Origin of the sequence: Pseudomonas sp. FEMGT703P (genome assembly GCF_002786345.1) — a bacterium.
Classification (GTDB): domain Bacteria; phylum Pseudomonadota; class Gammaproteobacteria; order Pseudomonadales; family Pseudomonadaceae; genus Aquipseudomonas; species Aquipseudomonas peli.
In genome coordinates, this window is sequence record NZ_PGCM01000010.1 from 539,027 (window position 1) to 556,770 (window position 17,744).

At 60.2% G+C, this 17,744-nt stretch carries 14 protein-coding genes; 9 read left to right on the plus strand and 5 right to left on the minus strand.

Annotated elements, in window-relative coordinates; genetic code table 11:
• Window positions 1–112 precede the first annotated feature (112 nt).
• The 4 genes from CUR33_RS16055 to CUR33_RS16070 all read right to left on the minus strand — a co-directional run bounded on the left by CUR33_RS16055 (window position 113) and on the right by CUR33_RS16070 (window position 7,883).
• Window positions 113–1,456, minus strand: coding sequence for an alanine/glycine:cation symporter family protein (locus CUR33_RS16055; protein WP_289240292.1), 1,344 nt, complete (start codon window positions 1,454–1,456; stop codon window positions 113–115).
• Between the two features lie 293 nt (window positions 1,457–1,749).
• Window positions 1,750–5,418, minus strand: coding sequence for a translocation/assembly module TamB domain-containing protein (locus CUR33_RS16060; protein ID WP_289240293.1), 3,669 nt, complete (start codon window positions 5,416–5,418; stop codon window positions 1,750–1,752).
• Complete coding sequence (locus CUR33_RS16065; protein ID WP_289240294.1) at window positions 5,415–7,142, minus strand: autotransporter assembly complex protein TamA; 1,728 nt, start codon at window positions 7,140–7,142, stop codon at window positions 5,415–5,417. Before CUR33_RS16065 ends, CUR33_RS16060 begins: the two co-directional genes overlap by 4 nt.
• Before the next feature lie 99 nt (window positions 7,143–7,241).
• On the minus strand, window positions 7,242–7,883 hold the full coding sequence (locus CUR33_RS16070; RefSeq protein ID WP_090253854.1) for a GNAT family N-acetyltransferase: 642 nt from the start codon (window positions 7,881–7,883) through the stop codon (window positions 7,242–7,244).
• 143 nt (window positions 7,884–8,026) lie between these two features.
• On the opposite strand from CUR33_RS16070, the gene xthA reads away from it, so the two are divergent.
• The 4 genes from xthA (at window position 8,027) to CUR33_RS16090 (ending at window position 11,503) form a co-directional block, all read left to right on the plus strand.
• The gene (gene xthA, locus CUR33_RS16075; protein WP_160086845.1) at window positions 8,027–8,842 is read left to right on the plus strand and encodes an exodeoxyribonuclease III; all 816 of its coding nucleotides are present in this window, start codon (window positions 8,027–8,029) and stop codon (window positions 8,840–8,842) included.
• 104 nt (window positions 8,843–8,946) lie between these two features.
• Window positions 8,947–10,329 (plus strand): phosphate ABC transporter substrate-binding/OmpA family protein, encoded by a 1,383-nt coding sequence (locus tag CUR33_RS16080; RefSeq protein WP_289240295.1) that lies wholly within the window; start codon window positions 8,947–8,949, stop codon window positions 10,327–10,329.
• 110 nt (window positions 10,330–10,439) lie between these two features.
• Window positions 10,440–11,189, plus strand: a complete 750-nt coding sequence (locus tag CUR33_RS16085; protein WP_289240296.1) for a substrate-binding periplasmic protein — start codon at window positions 10,440–10,442, stop codon at window positions 11,187–11,189.
• Between the two features lie 107 nt (window positions 11,190–11,296).
• Complete coding sequence (locus tag CUR33_RS16090) at window positions 11,297–11,503, plus strand: hypothetical protein (protein ID WP_289240297.1); 207 nt, start codon at window positions 11,297–11,299, stop codon at window positions 11,501–11,503.
• 176 nt (window positions 11,504–11,679) lie between these two features.
• On the opposite strand, the gene CUR33_RS16095 is transcribed toward CUR33_RS16090, so the two are convergent.
• Entirely contained in the window at window positions 11,680–12,909 is a 1,230-nt protein-coding gene (locus CUR33_RS16095; RefSeq protein WP_090253864.1) for an acyl-CoA dehydrogenase, read from the minus strand.
• 158 nt (window positions 12,910–13,067) lie between these two features.
• On the opposite strand from CUR33_RS16095, the gene CUR33_RS16100 reads away from it, so the two are divergent.
• The 5 genes from CUR33_RS16100 (at window position 13,068) to CUR33_RS16120 (ending at window position 17,716) form a co-directional block, all read left to right on the plus strand.
• Window positions 13,068–14,000 carry a LysR family transcriptional regulator gene (locus tag CUR33_RS16100; protein WP_090253866.1) on the plus strand — a complete coding sequence of 311 codons (933 nt, stop codon included), beginning with the start codon at window positions 13,068–13,070 and terminating at the stop codon, window positions 13,998–14,000.
• Window positions 14,000–14,350: a low molecular weight protein tyrosine phosphatase family protein gene (locus CUR33_RS16105; protein WP_289240298.1), complete on the plus strand. Its 351-nt coding sequence runs from the start codon at window positions 14,000–14,002 to the stop codon at window positions 14,348–14,350. The genes CUR33_RS16100 and CUR33_RS16105 overlap by 1 nt, the downstream gene beginning before the upstream one ends.
• A gap of 145 nt (window positions 14,351–14,495) precedes the next feature.
• On the plus strand, window positions 14,496–14,897 hold the full coding sequence (locus CUR33_RS16110) for a MerR family transcriptional regulator (RefSeq protein ID WP_090253868.1): 402 nt from the start codon (window positions 14,496–14,498) through the stop codon (window positions 14,895–14,897).
• 29 nt (window positions 14,898–14,926) lie between these two features.
• On the plus strand, window positions 14,927–16,090 hold the full coding sequence (locus CUR33_RS16115; protein ID WP_289240299.1) for an isovaleryl-CoA dehydrogenase: 1,164 nt from the start codon (window positions 14,927–14,929) through the stop codon (window positions 16,088–16,090).
• Window positions 16,091–16,108: 18 nt separating this feature from the next.
• On the plus strand, window positions 16,109–17,716 hold the full coding sequence (locus tag CUR33_RS16120) for a carboxyl transferase domain-containing protein (RefSeq protein ID WP_289240300.1): 1,608 nt from the start codon (window positions 16,109–16,111) through the stop codon (window positions 17,714–17,716).
• Window positions 17,717–17,744: the final 28 nt, after the last annotated feature.

Sequence of the window (17,744 nt, forward strand, 5' to 3'; positions counted from 1 at the left end):
GCGGTGAACAAGTAAGGGCGCGAACCGGCCAAATGGCAAGCACGCGCCCCTGCAAAGAGGGCAAGCAGAGCTGACCGTTGAGTCAGACTACCCTGCGCGCCCAGGCGACACATCAATTTTTTGCGAAGTGATCCTTGGTCAGCTTGACCACGATCGGACTGAGCAACAGCAGCGACAACAGGTTAGGAATCGCCATCAAACCGTTGAGGGTATCGGCCACCAGCCAGGCGAAGTCCAGCTGGGCAATCGCACCAAACGGCACGGCCAGCACCCAGAGCACACGGAACGGCAGAATTGCCTTGGTGCCCACCAGGTATTCCCAGCAGCGCTCGCCGTAATAGCTCCAGCCAAGGATGGTGGTATAGGCAAAGATCACCAGGGCGATGGTAAGGATATAACCGCCGACGCCAGGCATGGCCGACTCGAAGGCCGCTGCCGACAACGCCGCCCCGCTGGCACCGCTGGTCCATACGCCTGAGCAGATGATCGCCAGACCCGTCATCGAGCAGATGATAATGGTGTCAATAAAGGTGCCGATCATGCCGATCATGCCCGAGCGCACCGGGCTATTGGTGGTGCCGGCCGCCTGGGCGATACCGGCAGTACCCAGGCCCGCCTCGTTGGAGAAGATGCCGCGCGCTACACCGAAACGAATCGCCGCCATAACTGCCGCGCCAGCAAAACCGCCAGTGGCCGCTGCCGGGCTGAAGGCATGGGTGAAGATCAGCTCGAATGCGCCGGGAATCGCGTCAGCATGCACCACCAGCACAACGATCGAGGCAATGATGTAAGCCACGCACATAAACGGCACCAGCGACGCCGCCACCTTACCGATACGCTTGATCCCGCCAAGAATCACCAGACCGGTGATCACCATGGTTACCACACCGGTGACCCACAGCGGGATGTTGAAGCTGGCTTGCAGGGCCGAGGCCATGCTGTTGACTTGCACCATATTGCCGATGCCAAAACCGGCAAAGCCGCCGAAGATGGCGAACGCAGTGCCCAACCACAGCCATTTCTTGCCCAGGCCATTCTTTATGGCATACATCGGACCGCCGACGTGCTCGCCGCGCTCATCCTTCTCGCGGTAATGCACCGCCAACACCACTTCGCAGTACTTGGTGGCCATACCGACCAGTGCAGTACACCACATCCAGAACAACGCACCGGGGCCGCCGAGGAAGATCGCGGTGGCCACACCAGCGATATTGCCGGTACCGACAGTGGCGGCCAGGCAGGTCATCAGGGCTTGGAACGGGCTGATTTCACCGCTCTCGGCATCGCCTTTCTGACGGCCTTGCCACATCAGTTTGAAGCCCGCGCCAATCTTGCTCAGCGGCATGAATTTCAGACGCAACATGAGGAACAGACCGGTGCCGAGAATCAGCACCAGCATGGGCGGGCCCCAGACCACGCCATTGAGTTGATTGACCAGGGTGTTGACGAATTCCATGCTCATTTCCTTATTCTTGTAGTGAACGCGAGGTGGGTAGCCTTCGCTTGTCCGATTGCCGGGTAGGCCAAACTGATGAACAGAACGCGAACCGGGTTGGCGCGCCTGCAAACAGCGGATCGGGCTATACCAGCCAGCACAACGACTGCCAGGTATCAGCGGCGGTCAGTATATGAAGACTGTGATAGTGGTTTTCACTGTTTAGATTTCAACGCTCAGACGTTTTGAGCGAGGGGCGCAATTTAAACGCGAATTAACAGGCTTAATCCAGCGTCCTCCCGCAGAAACATGGCCTAGAAATCGCGCCGATAGAACAAATCCAGAGAGCTCGCCAACCCGCTGGCAGCCTCTAGGTAGAGCCGTCGGCTCAGTTCATAGCGCAACGCAATGGTATTCGCCGGTTCGAACACCCCCACGCCGTAGCGCAGGCTCAACCGCTCCGAGAGATTGCCGCTGGCGACCACGCTGGTGGTTACCCCAGAACCCTGGGTATCGAGCTGAAAGTCACTGATACCCAAGCCCTGCGCCAGGTTATTGACCAACGGTGCACTGCCGGCCATCCCCAGGGCCAGCGCAGCTTGTGCCAGCATCGTATTGTCACCACCGCCCTGCCCCAGTGGCCGCCCCATAACCAGGTAAGACAACGCCTGTTCCTGACTCATGGCCGGTTCGGAAAACACCGTACTGGTCGGTTGCGCGGCATTACCACTGAGGCGTAAACCAGCCGTCACGCCATCGACCTGGCGCACAGCCTCGATATCAAGAAATGGCTGATCAATCGGCCCGGCGAACAGCAGGCGTGCGCGGCGTACATTCAGGCGCTGGCCGTAGGCGCGGAAACGGCCCTTGTTCAGGCTCAGCTCACCGCGTGTATCCAGGTCATTGCCAATGTGTACGCGGCCGAGCAGCTCGGCATCCAGTCCAAAGCCGCTGAAGGTGAGGCGCTGTTGACCCACTTCAACGTCAACATCCATGGCGATGGCCGTCGCCTGCTGCTGCGGGCTGTCGCGCCCTACCACCTGGGCGTCACTGGACACCTGTACCGTTGAGGGCGGCAACTCGCGCACCTCAATCTTGCCGCTGGGGATCAGGACCTTGCCGGCCAGCGACAACTGCTCATCACGCAGGCTTAAACGCAGATCCGGTTCGACCTCCAACGAAGCATAGGGCTCGACAGTGACCGGCAGACGACAGCCTTGCAGCTGCATATTCGCCACCAATCCAGCCGCCCAATTCAGCTCGCCATTCAGGCTGCCCAGCCCTTGCTCGCCACTGCGCCAATCGCCCTCCAGCAGCAACCGCTCGCCTGCGATCTGCGCCTGCAGTTGCAGCTGCTCGATGTTCATCGGCAGTTCAGCGCCGCTTATTTCGCCATTCAGCACCCGCAGGTTGCCGTTGATCTGCGGTGCCAACAGCCCGCCCGACAATGTGCCCGCGCCATTCAGCTGCCCGGCGATACGATCGACCATCGGCACAAATGGACGCGCCAGGGCCAGGTCCAGACCATTGAGGCGGAAGCTGCCAGACAACGGCTTGCTCGCCGGACGCGGATCCAGTTGAGCCTGCAGCGACAGCTCGCCAATGGTTGGGCCACGCAGCTCCAGCAGGCTATCGATGCGCTGCGGGCGCAACTGTGTACTCAGGCGCAGGCTGTCGTAGGCAAACTCCAGCCACTGCTGCTGATCACGAATGCGCCAGATGCCGCTGCCGGCATCCAGTTCCAGGCTGCCATTCGGACCGCTGGCCGGCATATCGAGCTGCAGCCGACCATTGAGCTCACCCTGCCAGCTGAAATCCTTCGGCCACAGCGCCGCCAAGCTCTCCATGGGGAAGTTGCTCAGCTGGTAGTTGAGCTTGAGCTGCGGCAGCAGGCGCTGCTCCGTGCCGCACAGACTGGCCTCGCCAGAACGCCAGCAATGCGCGCCCAGGCTGAGCTGCCCATTGGCCAGCCGCACCAGCGTGGCCGGCTGTTGCAGGCGCCAATCCTGGCCACCGCTTTGCACCTCGCCACTACTCAGGCTGCCGCGCCAGTTACCCTTGTCCAGCTTGCCGGCCAGGGCCAGCTGGCTTTGCAACGAGGGACCTTGCAGGTGCAGCTCAAGACCTTGTTGCTGCTGATCACCGGCGGCAGTGACATCCAGACGCCCCAACTCGGTTTCACCCAGCTGAATACCCAATGCCTCCAGGGTGATTCGGCCACGCTGGGCACTGTTCAGGCTGGCGTCGAGCTTGAGCTGTTGCAGACGTTGATCGTCATAGGCCAGGCGCTGACCTTGCAGCTGCAACTGGCCCTGGGGGGCTTGTAGGTTGCCGGCCAGATCCAGCTGACCATTAAGGTGACCCTGCAAGCCTGGCCAAAGCTGCCCCAATCGCGGCATCGCTAGTAATAAACGGCCGCTCAGCTGTTGCTGCAAGGCGGCCTGACCGCTGATGCGGTTATCACCCAGGCGGATATCCAGGGCACTCAGCTCGCCCTGCTCCAGGCCACCGGCAAACTTCGCCAGCAGCTTGGCCGGCTGACCACGCAGGCGGCCGGTGAGGTCGATGTCGGCGTTAAGGTTAAGCTGCTGATTGATCAAGCTGCCAGAGCTGTTCAACGGCCCAGCAAGCGTGCCGGGTAACTCGGCCAACCAGTAAGCCGGATCAAGCTGACTCAACTGCAAACGCACATCCCAACTCAGCTGCTCGGCAAAACCCAAGCTGACCTGGCCTTCGGCGCGGCCTTGGCCGGCCTGCATACGCAGCTCTGGCAGATACAGCTTCTGTAGATCGCCACTCAGCGGGCTTTGCAGGCTAAAGGCGCCGGCCGGGCCATCCAGCTCGGCAGCGAAATGCCCGAGGTAGTTGCCATCCTGATAAGCCAGCTCGCCATTAAGCACCCGCAACGCCACAGGCGCTGGCTCCTCCAGCGGATAAAGGCGCTGCCAGGGGAAGCTCTGCCAGTTGAAGCGGCTGTCCAGGCTCAGACCTTGCTGCCAGTTCAGCTCGCCGCTGAGCTGTACCTGCTGCTCCGGTTCGGCGGTCAAGCTCAGGTTGCTGATGGCCGCGCCGTCAGCCTTGAGCAGCCCCGCCAGCGCCATAGCAATAGGCCCTTCAGTTGCTGGCAGGCTGGCACTGCCGATGATCTGATAGCCAGCCTGCAAATCGCCCTGGGCATTGAGCTCAACCTGCTCAAGGTTAAGGGTGTCGGGCAGCTCAGCGCTGGCTTTGAAGCTGGCGACCTGAAAGCGCAGTTGCGCCGGCAGGTGTTCAGCCAAAGGCTTTACCCAACCGCTCAGTTCGCCGGTCAGATAGCCGCTGCTGCTGGCTGTCAGTTGCACCCGCTCGCGCAGCTCACCGTTGAGCTGCAGTGCCACCGGCCAGGCCTGCTGCTCGGGCGCAGGCAGTCGTAGCTGTCCGTTCAGTTGCAGCGGCCAGTTGCCGGAGGTTTGCACCTGGCCCTGCAACGCCACCTGAAGATCGGCGGTAGCCAGGCTGAGGCTGTCAATCTGAATACCCTTTGCAGTCCAGCGCGCAGCCAACTGCAAGCCTTGCAACTGTTCGACGCCATTAAGCAGCATGATGTCGATCTGCACCTGCCCCAGTTGCAACGCCAGCGGCAGGCTCAGGTCCGGCAGACTGAACGGCTCGCTGCTTGGCTGCTCATCGCCAGGGAAAACCAGGCTGATTGGCCCGCTGTGCAGTTGCTCGATACATAGGGTCAGACGCAGCAGACAGGCCGGCGACCAATTCAGGCGAGGTGCCATAACCTGCACGCTATTCTCGCCCTGCTGCCAGCGCAGCTGCTGTGCGCTCCAGCTACCGCCTAGGCGGCCATCGAAGTCGTCCACCTGCAAGCCCGGCACCTGCGCCAATAACCAGCGGCTGCCGCCCTGGGTGCCCAGTAGCAAGCTCAGGCTGATGGCCAGCACCAGCAGCAGGCTCAGCAGACTGAACAGCCCACAACGTAACCAGCGCTTCACAGTTCCGGCCCCATGGAAAAATGCAGGCGCACGCCGCCCTGGTCATCCAATGGATGCGCCAGATCCAGGCGCAACGGTCCGAGTGGTGATACCCAACGCACGCCCAGACCCACGGCACTTTTCAGCGACGGAAGCTGCAGCGAGTCAAAGGTATTGCCCTGATCGAAGAAGCTCGCCAAGCGCCAGCGCTCAGTCAGGCTGTATTGGTATTCCAGGCTGCTGGTAAAGAGGTAGCGCCCACCGATCTTGTCGCCGGCGCGGTTTTCCGGCGACAGGCTCTGGTAGTCATAACCGCGCACGCTCTGGTCACCACCCGCGAAGAAGCGCAGGGACGGCGGCACCTTGGCAAACCCATCGGATTCAGTGCCGCCCACCTGCACCCGCCCCAGCAGTCGATGGCGCTTGAATACGGTGGTCAGACCTTTGAGTTGGATATTGCCGTGCAGCACATTGGCATCGGACAACAGCCCCTTGGCCGCACCGGACAGATCAAACTGCAGGCGGTAGCCGTGGTTGGGGTCGATCTGGTTATCACTCTGCAGGTAGGAATAACTCAGGCCTGGCATCAGCAGCGTGCTGGTCCCCGCGTCATCGCCCAGGTCGTACTGTTCGTGCTGCCATTTCAGCGACAACACGCGCTGCCAGCCGCTGTCGAGTTTGCTGTGCCATTCCGGGCCAAAGGTCAGCAGACGGCTGCTGCTGTCGGTATTGGCCAGGTCTTCGGCCTGATAGCCGCCGGCCACACGCAATTTATCGGTCAGCGGCGGATCGAGCGGCACGTCATACCACAGGCCAACATTCTGCCGCGGCGCCGACAGTTCGAACTCTGCGCCATAGCTATGCCCTTGCGGATTGGCCCAGTGCCGTGTCCAGTTGGCCCGGCCACGCGGCCCCACGTCGGTGGAAAAACCCAAGCCCAGGCCCATGCTGCGTGGCTTGCGCGCCTGCAATTGAACCTGCACAGGGATCTGTTCACCACTGGCAGTACTGGGGTTGGCATCCACCTGCACCGACTCGAAATAACCACTGGAGCGCAGCGCCTGATACAGCTCGGCAATCAGTGCCGAGTCATAGGGCGTATCGGTCGGGAACGGCACCATGCGCTGCAGCAATTGCTCATCGAAGGGCGCATCGCCGACAAAACTCACCGCGCCCAGTTGATAGCGCGGGCCGCTGAGATAGATCAGTTCGATATCGGCAACCCCGGCTTCGGGGTCGATTGTGAGTTTTTGACGACTAAAGCGCCCGGCGAAGAAGCCATAACGCGAGGCCTGATTCTGAATTTCGCGCTTCGCTGCGTCGTACTGACCGTGGTTAAGTTGTGCCCCGCTACGCAATTGCGGGTCATTGGGCGTACGAAAGGCGCGCAGTTGCGCCGCCGGGCCTTCGACGCGCACCACCACATCACGCAAACGCACCGGTTCACCCGGCTGAATGCGTACGGTCAGGCGCGGTGTTGCGCCCTCGCTGACTTCAGTCGTGATCTGCGCCTGGTAGAAGCCCAGCGCCTGGGCGGCTTTCTCTGCCTGGTTTTCGGCGACTCGACGAAAGCGCTGCAAGGCTTCAGCGTCACGCTCACCCAAGCTGCCGATGTAGCCCTCGATATTGCTTTTCAGCGCGCTGTTGGCAGGCTCAACCCGCACACGCAACTGTGCTTCGGCCAGGGCCGTAGCACTCAGCAGCAGAAGAAACAGCGCGGTGAAAAGGTGGAGAGAAACAGGCATGAGGGCGATGCTAGCACGAGCTCAGGGCCGACTTAGAGCACCAGTGCGGGCAAATAGTTGCGACTCGATGTGTCTGTAGTCACACCGAGCAGGCCGTTATCAAGCACTGGCCTTGATTGCCAGTTGCGGACTTGGATGGAAGAAAACGTGCTCGATAATCGGGCCGATGGCCACTTCCCCAATCTCTTCGTACCCCTGGCGCTTATAGAAATCCAGGTAATGCGAATTTCCGGTATCAAGCACCACGCCCTGGGAACTGGCGTCTTCGGCGCACCAGTTGTGCAGTGCTTCAAGCAGTTGCTCGCCAAGGTTTTTGCCCTGGTATTCCGGATGAATGCCCAGCAGCGGCAACACGTGGTAGGGCCCCGGCGGCAGGCAGGCGATCACTGCATCGTGGTATTCCAGATAGCGCTTGGTGCAACGGAAGCCGGTGGTCAGCAGCATGCGCATGCGCCAGCCCCAGCTTTCGGTGATGTCCATGCGCCGCTGTGGCGGAGCGATCAACGCCATGCCGATCAGTCGATCGTCGATCAGCAAGCCAATCGCCGGCAGGTCTTCGGCAAAGTGCTGCTGCACCAGCTCACGTACCGTGGCGCGTACGCGCTGGTCATAGCCTGGCCGCTCGGCTTCAAACAGGTAGGCAAAGGTGGGGTCGTGACGATAGGCGTGATACAGCAGCGAGCGTGCTTCGCGGGCATAGCCACTATCGAGCATACGTACTTCGGCGAGACTGTTGGGCATCGAATTGACCTCTGTTGTTCTTGATTTACTGGGCCTGCAGCCACGTTAGCACCGCGCACCCTGCGCCGCCACAGGCTGGCCGGCAGGGCCGCTAATCGGCTAGCATCGCGGGCTTTCCAGAGCCACAGCCAGGACTGCCGCCCATGAAGATCGTCTCCTTCAATATCAATGGCCTGCGTGCACGCCCGCATCAACTGGCAGCATTGATCGAGAAACACCAGCCGGATGTGATCGGCCTGCAGGAAACCAAAGTTGCCGACGAGCAGTTCCCCGAGGCGGATATCCGTGAGCTCGGCTATCACGTGCACTACCATGGCCAGAAAGGCCATTACGGTGTCGCCCTACTCTCGCGCCAGGAACCACTGAGCCTGCACAAGGGCTTTCCCGGCGACGCCGAAGACGCGCAGCGACGTTTTATCTACGGCACCTTCGCCGATGCCCAAGGCAACCCGGTGACGGTGATGAACGGCTACTTTCCGCAAGGCGAAAGCCGCGACCATCCGACCAAGTTCCCGGCAAAACAGCGTTTCTATGCCGATCTGCAACAGCTGCTGCTGAGCCAGTTCAGCCCCGAGCAGGCGCTGGTGGTGATGGGTGATATCAATATTTCGCCGGAAGATTGCGACATCGGCATTGGTGAACCCAATCGTCTGCGCTGGCTGAAAACCGGTAAATGCAGCTTTCTGCCAGAAGAGCGCGAGTGGCTGGCCACCCTAAAGAACTGGGGCCTGGTTGACAGCTTCCGTCATCTCAACCCCACAGTGAATGACCGTTTCAGCTGGTTCGATTACCGCAGCCGCGGCTTCGAAGACGAACCCAAGCGCGGCCTGCGCATCGACGTGATTCTCGCCTCTCAGGCTTTGCAGGCGCGGATCAAGGACGCCGGCGTCGACTACGACCTGCGCGGCATGGAAAAGCCATCGGACCATGCCCCCATCTGGCTTGAATTGGCTCAGTAAGCCTGCAATAGAGCCTTCATATAGATAAGTGACTGTCATATTGCAGTCACTTTTTTGTCTTATCGTCGCGGCACTTTCACTCACCCATATAAGGTGTTTGCCGCATGCTGCGCGCCTCCTCTGCCTTCGAACGTGACACCTGGATTCGCACCGTCAGCTTTTTGCTGCTCGGCTCCATCTGCTACGCCCTGCCCTGGTCAGTATTTGCCGCCCTGCCAGTCCCAAGCGACAACAGCAGCGTGCTGCGCATTCAGGGCTCCAACACCATTGGCGCGCGGCTGGGCCCGGCATTGGTCAAAGGCCTGCTTGAGGAACAAGGCCTGAGCGCAATCCGCATCGAAGCAGGCAATGCAGAAAACGAGCAGACAATCATCGGCAAAACCACCGATGGCCGCAGTGTGAGCATCGAGGTAGCGGCCCATGGTTCGGGCACTGGGTTTACCTCACTGGCCGACGGCAGTGCTGAACTGGCGGCCTCGTCCCGACCGATCAAGGACAGCGAAGCCACTAGCCTGCTGAACTTGGGCGACCTGAAAAGCGCCAGCGCCGAGCAGATCATCGCCCTCGATGGCCTGGCTATTATCCTGCACCCGAATAACCCGCTGGGCGCGCTGAACACGGCACAACTGGCACAGATATTCGCTGGCGAGATCAGCAACTGGTCGCAACTCGGCGCCCCGGCTGGCGCCATCACCCTGTACGCCCGGGATGACAAGTCCGGTACCTTCGACACGTTCAAGGAGCTGGTGCTGAGCGCCAATGGCAAAGCCTTGGCGGCCAGCGCCAAACGCTTTGAGTCGAGTGAAAAACTCTCCGACGCGGTCAGCCAGGACCCTAATGGCATCGGCTTTATTGGCCTGCCGTATATCCGCCAGGCCAAAGCGCTGGCGATTGCCGCGGGTGATTCGCAACCCATGCTGCCAAGCCTGACCCTAATCGCCACCGAGGATTACCCGCTGTCGCGACGGTTGTTCTTCTACAACCAGCCAGAGTTGAGCAACCCTTGGGGACGCGCTCTGGTGCAGTTTGCTCATAGTCCGCGCGGACAGGCGATCGTTGAACAGAGCGGATTTATTGCGCAGACCGTTCAAGCGGTAAAAATCCCCGTAAACCCGCAGATGCCGTCGAATTACCAAGAGCTGGCCGAGCATGCGCAACGTCTGTCGGTAAACTTTCGTTTTCAGGAAGGCAGCGCCACTCTCGACAATAAAGCCCTGCGTGATCTCAACCGGCTGATGACCTACCTAAACGAGCAGAACAAGCTGCGCGATAAAGTGGTGCTGGTTGGGTTTGGCGATACCAAGGCTGACACCGCCCGCGCTGAACTGCTGTCGAAACTGCGCGCCATGGCAGTGCGCCGTGAATTGAACAAAGGTGGCGTGATCTTCCGCGATATCATCGGCCTGGGTGATGAGCTGCCAGTCGCCGCCAACAGCGGTGATGACGGGCGGATCAAGAACCGCCGGGTAGAAGTCTGGGTTTATTGAGCCTGGCTCAGCCCCGGCGTTGTTTGCAGGTATTGCTGCATTAGGCAGTGATTAACAACGCCGAGTGGCTAAGCTGAACAAACTTTCTCGCCTCTACTTGAGGTTCTGCCATGCTCGCTACACCTCTGCGGTTGATCCTGCTACTGGCACTGCTGGTCGTACAAACCGTCCAGGCCGAGGTGTTCCGCGTGTTTGGCGCACACGATGGCTTCCCCAAATACTTTCAGGAGGATGGTGAGGCCAAGGGCATTGTCGTGGACATCAGTAAACACTGCCTGAACCAGATGCAGGTGCCCTACCAGATCCAGCTGCTGCCATGGAAACGCGCCTATACCATGGCCGAACGCAGCGAAGGCGGCGTAATTGGTTTGTCGATCAGTGATGAGCGCCTGGCCCTGTTCGATTTTTCCGAAGCGATTTTCACCGAACATATCGTGCTGGTGGTGCAGAAAGGCCACGAGTTTGCCTACCAGAACATCACTGACCTGAAAGACAAGCTGATCGGCGCCACTATCGGCACCAGCTATGGCACTGCCTATGACGAAGCCGTGGCTAACGGCACCCTGACCATCGTCGGCTTCAATGACACTCGCAGCGGTCTGGGCATGCTGCAGCGCGGGCGCATTGATGCGATCCTGGTCGGCTCCAGCGTTGATATCAGCCGGCTCGCCCAGAGCTGGCCTGGCTTGCAGGCCGATGCCTTCACAACGTTGCCGGTGCCGTTCAAGAGCGACAGCAAGCACATGGGCATCGCCAAAACGCTGAAGATGGGCTGGTTCCTCGAGCAGTTCAATCAGTGCCTGAAGAATGGCCATGACACGGGCATTTTTGCCCCAATCATCTACCAATACAGCAACTAAATCGCCCGCTCAGGTGCTTGCCAAGTTTGCTGCGAGAGCCTAATGCTTAGGCCATGTCTGTGTTGGTGATTGCCGATATACACAGCCCTTTCAGGAGCATTGATCGTTTGAGCTCACCGAGCATCGTTATCGAGCCGCTGGCGCAGCGCGGCAAGCTGCGTTGGCAAGTGCGCATGGGTCGACGTAGCCTGATCTTCCATGATGAGCAGGCCGCCCGTGCCTTCGCTGCGCAACTGCATATGCGTTTGCTCTGGCTGCAAGAGCATGCCAACCCGGATGATGAGTTTGCCCCGCCGGGCAAATCATACGAATAGCCTGTGCTTTCTTTGCTAAGGGCTTTAGCCGCGACACGTTCACGATCAATCGCGGCTAAAGGCCTTCCCACATAGCCTGGCAAACAACGATAGAGCATGCCTAAAACAGCACTATCCACAACGCACAAGGCCCGCAATTGCGGGCCTTGTGCGTTTTCAGTGACGTGCCCAGCGCCTTAGCGGCTGGCTTTCATCACATCCTTGGACACGTACTTGCCGATCTCGAACTTGCCAATCGCCGCGCGATGCACTTCGTCCGGGCCGTCAGCCAGACGCAGGGTGCGCTGCATGGCGTACCAGTAGGCCAGCGGGAAGTCGTTGCTAACCCCGGCGCCGCCGTGAATCTGGATGGCGCGGTCAATCACTTTCAGCGCCACGTTCGGTGCGACCACCTTGATCTGGGCGATCTCACTGGCGGCGATCTTGTTACCCACGGTGTCCATCATGTACGCCGCGTTCAGCGTCAGCAGACGTGCCATGTTGATTTCCATGCGCGAGTCGGCAATGTGATCAATGTTGCCGCCCAGACGCGCCAGCGGTTTGCCGAAGGCGGTGCGGCTGATGGAGCGCTCGCACATCAACTTCAGTGCGCGCTCGGCCATGCCGATGGAGCGCATGCAGTGGTGAATACGGCCTGGGCCAAGGCGACCCTGAGCAATTTCGAAGCCACGGCCCTCACCCAGCAGCACGTTTTCGTAAGGTACACGGACATTTTCGAACAGTACTTCGGCATGGCCGTGCGGCGCATCGTCGTAACCGAACACCGGCAGCGGACGCAGCACTTTCACACCCGGGGCGTCCATCGGCACCAGAATCATCGAGTGCTGTGCATGGCGCGGGCCATCCGGATTGGTCAGGCCCATGAAGATCATGATTTTGCAGCGCGGGTCGCACGCACCCGATGTCCACCATTTGCGGCCGTTGATCACCCACTCATCACCCTGGCGCACTGCGCTGGCCTGCATATTGGTGGCATCGGAGGACGCTACACCGGGCTCGGTCATGGCGAACGCGGAACGGATGGTGCCGTCCAGCAGCGGCTTGAGCCACTGCTCTTTCTGCGCTTCGTTGGCATAGCGCACCAACACTTCCATGTTGCCGGTATCCGGCGCAGCGCAGTTGAACGGCTCGGCACCGATCAACGAGCTGCCCATGATTTCCGCCAGCGGCGCGTATTCAGTGTTGGTCAGGCCGGCACCCAGCTCGGACTCCGGCAGAAACAGGTTCCACAGGCCTTCGGCTTTAGCCTTGGCTTTCAACTCTTCCATGATCGCAGTGGGCTGCCAGCGATCGCCTTCATTGACCTGCTGCTCGAACACGGCTTCGGCTGGATAGACATGGGTCTCCATAAACGCGGTGACGCGCTCACGCAGCTGCTGAACCTTGGGGGAGTAGGCGAAATCCATGATGGCTACCTTCTGACGCTGATTTTTGGGGAATTCGGTGAAGTGGAAATGATGCTAGAACAGGGCTTAGGATTTATCTAATCTATTCTCACCGTGTATAAACATTCATCACCGATATATGATCCACTGATACCGACATCCTGCGGAGCGAGCGTGTAATGAATCTGAACAAGGTCGACCTCAACCTCTTTGTCGTCTTCGATGCCATCTACACCGAGGCCAATCTAACCCGCGCCGGACAGATCGTCGGTATTACCCAACCCGCCGTATCCAACGCCCTGGCACGCCTGCGGGAAACCTTCAATGACCCGCTGTTTGTACGCACCGCCCAGGGTATGGTGCCCACGCCAATGGCGCAAAACATCATCGGCCCGGTGCGCAACGCGCTGCAGCAGTTGCGTATCTCCGTGCAGGAAAGCCGCATTTTCAACCCAGCGCAGGCCAATAAAACCTTCCGCATCAGCATGACTGACCTCACCGAGGCCATTATCCTGCCGCCGCTGTTCCAGCGCCTGCGCCGCATGGCACCTAACGTAAACATTGAAAGCATGCTCGCGCGGCGCCGCGAAACCACCAAGGAGCTGGCTGCTGGCCGCCTGGATTTTGCGGTGGACGCACCGCTCAATACGGACCCGCAGGTGCGCCACGTCAAGCTGATGGAAGACCGTTACGTCTGTGCCCTACGCCGTGGCCATCCGCTGGCCAAAGACAAGATCAGCCTCGACGAATACATGGGCCTGACCCATATCCATATTTCCAGCCGGCGCAGTGGCTTGGGGCACGTTGACCTGGCTCTGGGCCGCATGGGCATCCAGCGCAAGATTGCCCTGCGCTCGCAGCATTACCTGATGGCCACCACGGTGCTGCAGAGCACAGACATGGCCATGACCGTGCCGGAGCGCTTTGCCCGTCGCAATGACCTGCATTTTGTCGAGTTGCCGATCAAGGACATGACGCCCCTGGAAACCCACCTGTACTGGCACGAAAGCACCGACCAGGACCCAGCCAATCGCTGGATGCGCGAGCAGATCATCGAAATTGCCCAGCAGGCCATTGCCTTGGAGAAAAAAGCCGAGAAGGCTCAGGCCTGATGCCATTGGCCAGCACGCGTACGCCACTGCGGGTGCTGTTTATCTGCGCCAAGAACCGCCTGCGCAGCCCCACCGCCGAACAGGTTTTCGCCAATTGGCCTGGGGTAGAAACCGCCTCGGCTGGGGTTAACCGCGATGCTGACAACCCCGTCAGCCCCGAACTGCTCGAGTGGGCCGAGTTGATCCTGGTGATGGAAAGCCGCCATCGGCGCAAACTGGCTGAAAAGTTTCGCCACCAGCTTGGTAACAAGCCCATCTACAGCCTCAATATCCCCGACGATTACGCGTATATGGAGCCCGCGCTGGTGCATGTCCTGCAACAGCGCGTACCTCCCTACCTTTCTAGATAAGCGCTGTAAGCCTTTATCGGATAAAAGTTTTCAGCTCATAAATCCGCATCAGGTTTAATCAACCCGATCACGCAGCACGCGCTCTGGTTGACTACAGACGCCCACAGGCTTACGTTAACGTAAAGGTAAACAAGAGCGCTGCCGCATGTCCGCCACCACCTACTCCATTTCCGAACTGGCCCGCGAGCTGGATATCACCACCCGCGCCATTCGTTTCTATGAAGAACAGCAGATGCTCAGCCCCGAACGTCGCGGCCAGGAGCGCATATACACGGCCAAGGACAAGGTCACCCTCAAGCTGATCCTGCGCGGCAAACGCATCGGCTTTTCGCTGGCCGAGTGCAAGGAACTGATCGAGCTATACGACCCGGTGCACGGCAATCACAAGCAGCTGCACACCTTTATGGCCAAGATCGCCGAGCGCCGCGCCCAGCTGCAGCAGCAACTGCTGGACATCGAACAGATGCAACTTGAGCTGGATACGGCCGAAGAGCGCTGTCTAGCTGCCTTGGCTGAAACTGATAAAAAACAAACCGTTATCTCCTGAACTTAATTCGAACAATTACAGGTGGAACCATGAGCTACCCATCCCTCAACTTCGGTCTCGGCGAGACCATCGATATGCTGCGCGACTCGGTGTATCAGTTCTCACAAGCCGAACTGGCCCCGCGTGCCGCGCAGATCGACCGCGACAACGAGTTCCCCATGGACATGTGGCGCAAGTTCGGCGACATGGGCCTGCTCGGCATGACCGTGGAAGAGGAATACGGCGGCACCAACATGGGCTACCTGGCGCATGTGGTGGCCATGGAAGAGATCAGCCGCGCCTCGGCCTCGGTCGGCCTGTCCTACGGCGCCCACTCAAACCTGTGCCTGAACCAGATTCGTAAGAACGGCACCCACGAGCAGAAGGCCAAGTACCTGCCCAAGCTTTGCTCCGGTGAGCATGTCGGCGCCCTGGCCATGAGCGAACCAAACGCAGGCTCTGACGTGGTATCGATGAAGCTGCGCGCCGAGAAACGCGGTGACCGCTATGTGCTCAACGGCAACAAGATGTGGATCACCAACGGCCCCGACGCCCACACCTATGTGATCTACGCCAAGACCGACCTCAACGCCGGCTCGCGCGGCATGACCGCGTTTATCGTCGAGCGCGACTACAAGGGCTTCTCCCGCCACCAGAAGCTGGACAAGCTGGGCATGCGCGGCTCAAACACCTGCGAACTGGTGTTCGAGGACTGCGAAGTACCGGAAGAGAACATCCTCGGCGCAGAAGGCGGCGGCGTACGCGTGCTGATGAGCGGCCTGGACTACGAGCGCACCGTGCTCTCCGGCGGCCCGACCGGGATCATGACGGCTTGCATGGACGTGGTGCTGCCCTACGTACACGAACGCCAGCAGTTCAAGCAGTCCATCGGCGAATTCCAGCTGGTGCAGGGCAAGCTGGCCGATATGTACGCCGGCATGAACGCTTCCAAGTCCTACCTCTACAACGTCGCTAAGGCCTGTGACCGCGGCGAGGAGTCGCGCAAGGACGCCGCCGCTGTGATCCTCTACACCGCCGAGATGGCCACCAAGATGGCCTTGGACACCATCCAGCTGCTCGGTGGCAACGGCTACACCAACGAATATCCAGCCGGCCGCCTGCTGCGTGACGCCAAGCTCTACGAGATTGGCGCCGGCACCAGCGAAATCCGCCGGATGCTGATCGGCCGCGAACTGTTCAACGAAACCAAATAGCCTGACGGAGCGCGCCAGATGGCCATTCTGCACACCCAGATCAACACCCGTTCGCCGGAGTTCGCCGCCAACAGTGCGGCGATGCTCACCCAGGTCAACGACCTGCGCGCCCTGCTCGCCCGCATCCATGAAGGCGGCGGTGCCAAGGCTCAGGAGCGTCACACCTCGCGCGGCAAGTTGCTGCCACGTGAACGAATCAACCGCCTGCTGGATATCGGCTCACCGTTTCTTGAGATCGGCCAGCTGGCCGCCTATGAGGTGTATGGCGAAGAGGTGCCGGCGGCTGGCGTAGTGGCCGGTATCGGTCGGGTCGAAGGTGTCGAATGCATGATCGTGGCCAACGACGCCACGGTAAAAGGCGGCAGCTACTACCCGCTGACCGTGAAAAAGCACCTGCGCGCGCAGACCATCGCCCAACAGAATCGCCTGCCGTGCATCTACCTGGTGGATTCCGGCGGCGCCAACCTGCCGCGTCAGGATGAGGTGTTCCCGGATCGCGAGCACTTCGGCCGAATCTTCTTTAACCAAGCCAATATGTCGGCCATGGGCATCCCGCAGATCGCCGTGGTCATGGGTTCCTGCACCGCCGGTGGCGCCTATGTGCCTGCCATGGCCGATGAAGCGATCATGGTGCGCAACCAGGCCACCATCTTTCTCGCCGGCCCGCCGCTGGTAAAAGCCGCAACCGGTGAGGTGGTCAGCGCCGAAGACCTCGGCGGTGCCGATGTGCACTGCAAAACCAGCGGCGTGGCCGACCATTACGCAGACAACGATGAGCACGCCCTGGCTCTGGCGCGGCGCAGCATTTCTAATCTGAACTGGCGCAAGCTCGGTGTGCTGAATAACCGCGAGCCGATCAACCCGCTGTACAGCAGCGAAGAGCTGTACGGGGTGATTCCGGCGGACGCCAAGCAACCCTTCGATGTGCGTGAAGTGATCGCTCGCACCGTCGATGGCAGTGTATTTGATGAATTCAAGGCGCTGTTTGGCGCAACCTTGGTTTGTGGTTTTGCGCATATCCACGGTTATCCAGTGGCGATCCTCGCCAATAACGGCATCCTGTTTGCCGAATCGGCGCAAAAAGGCGCGCACTTTATCGAGCTGGCCTGCCAGCGCGGCATTCCGCTGCTGTTCCTGCAGAACATCACCGGCTTTATGGTCGGGCAGAAGTACGAAGCCGGCGGCATCGCCAAACACGGCGCCAAGCTGGTAAACGCTGTGGCCTGCGCCAAGGTGCCGAAATTCACCGTGATCATCGGCGGCAGCTTCGGCGCCGGTAACTACGGCATGTGCGGCCGCGCCTACGATCCACGTTTTCTGTGGATGTGGCCGAATGCGCGCATCGGCGTGATGGGTGCCGAGCAGGCCGCCGGTGTACTGGGGCAGGTCAAACACGAACAAGCCGCCCGTGCTGGGCAGAGCTTCTCCGCCGAGGATGAGGCCAAGCTCAAACAGCCGATCCTCGAACAGTACGAACGCCAGGGCCACCCGTACTACTCCAGCGCGCGCTTGTGGGATGACGGGGTTATCGACCCGGCGCAAACCCGCGACATATTGGGCCTGGCGCTGTCTGCCAGCCTTAACGCGCCGATCGAGCCGACCACATTTGGCGTGTTCCGCATGTAAGGCAGCGCCCTGCCCCGGATTCTAGAGC

Bases quoted from the DNA above. Each gene is read 5' to 3' on its own strand.
- CUR33_RS16055 (WP_289240292.1), bottom strand. From the start codon at position 1,456: ATGGAATTCGTCAACACCCTGGTCAATCAACTCAATGGCGTGGTCTGG.
- CUR33_RS16065 (WP_289240294.1), bottom strand. From the start codon at position 7,142: ATGCCTGTTTCTCTCCACCTTTTCACCGCGCTGTTTCTTCTGCTGCTG.
- CUR33_RS16070 (WP_090253854.1), bottom strand. From the start codon at position 7,883: ATGCCCAACAGTCTCGCCGAAGTACGTATGCTCGATAGTGGCTATGCC.
- xthA (WP_160086845.1), top strand. From the start codon at position 8,027: ATGAAGATCGTCTCCTTCAATATCAATGGCCTGCGTGCACGCCCGCAT.
- CUR33_RS16080 (WP_289240295.1), top strand. From the start codon at position 8,947: ATGCTGCGCGCCTCCTCTGCCTTCGAACGTGACACCTGGATTCGCACC.
- CUR33_RS16085 (WP_289240296.1), top strand. From the start codon at position 10,440: ATGCTCGCTACACCTCTGCGGTTGATCCTGCTACTGGCACTGCTGGTC.
- CUR33_RS16095 (WP_090253864.1), bottom strand. From the start codon at position 12,909: ATGGATTTCGCCTACTCCCCCAAGGTTCAGCAGCTGCGTGAGCGCGTC.
- CUR33_RS16100 (WP_090253866.1), top strand. From the start codon at position 13,068: ATGAATCTGAACAAGGTCGACCTCAACCTCTTTGTCGTCTTCGATGCC.
- CUR33_RS16105 (WP_289240298.1), top strand. From the start codon at position 14,000: ATGCCATTGGCCAGCACGCGTACGCCACTGCGGGTGCTGTTTATCTGC.
- CUR33_RS16110 (WP_090253868.1), top strand. From the start codon at position 14,496: ATGTCCGCCACCACCTACTCCATTTCCGAACTGGCCCGCGAGCTGGAT.
- CUR33_RS16115 (WP_289240299.1), top strand. From the start codon at position 14,927: ATGAGCTACCCATCCCTCAACTTCGGTCTCGGCGAGACCATCGATATG.
- CUR33_RS16120 (WP_289240300.1), top strand. From the start codon at position 16,109: ATGGCCATTCTGCACACCCAGATCAACACCCGTTCGCCGGAGTTCGCC.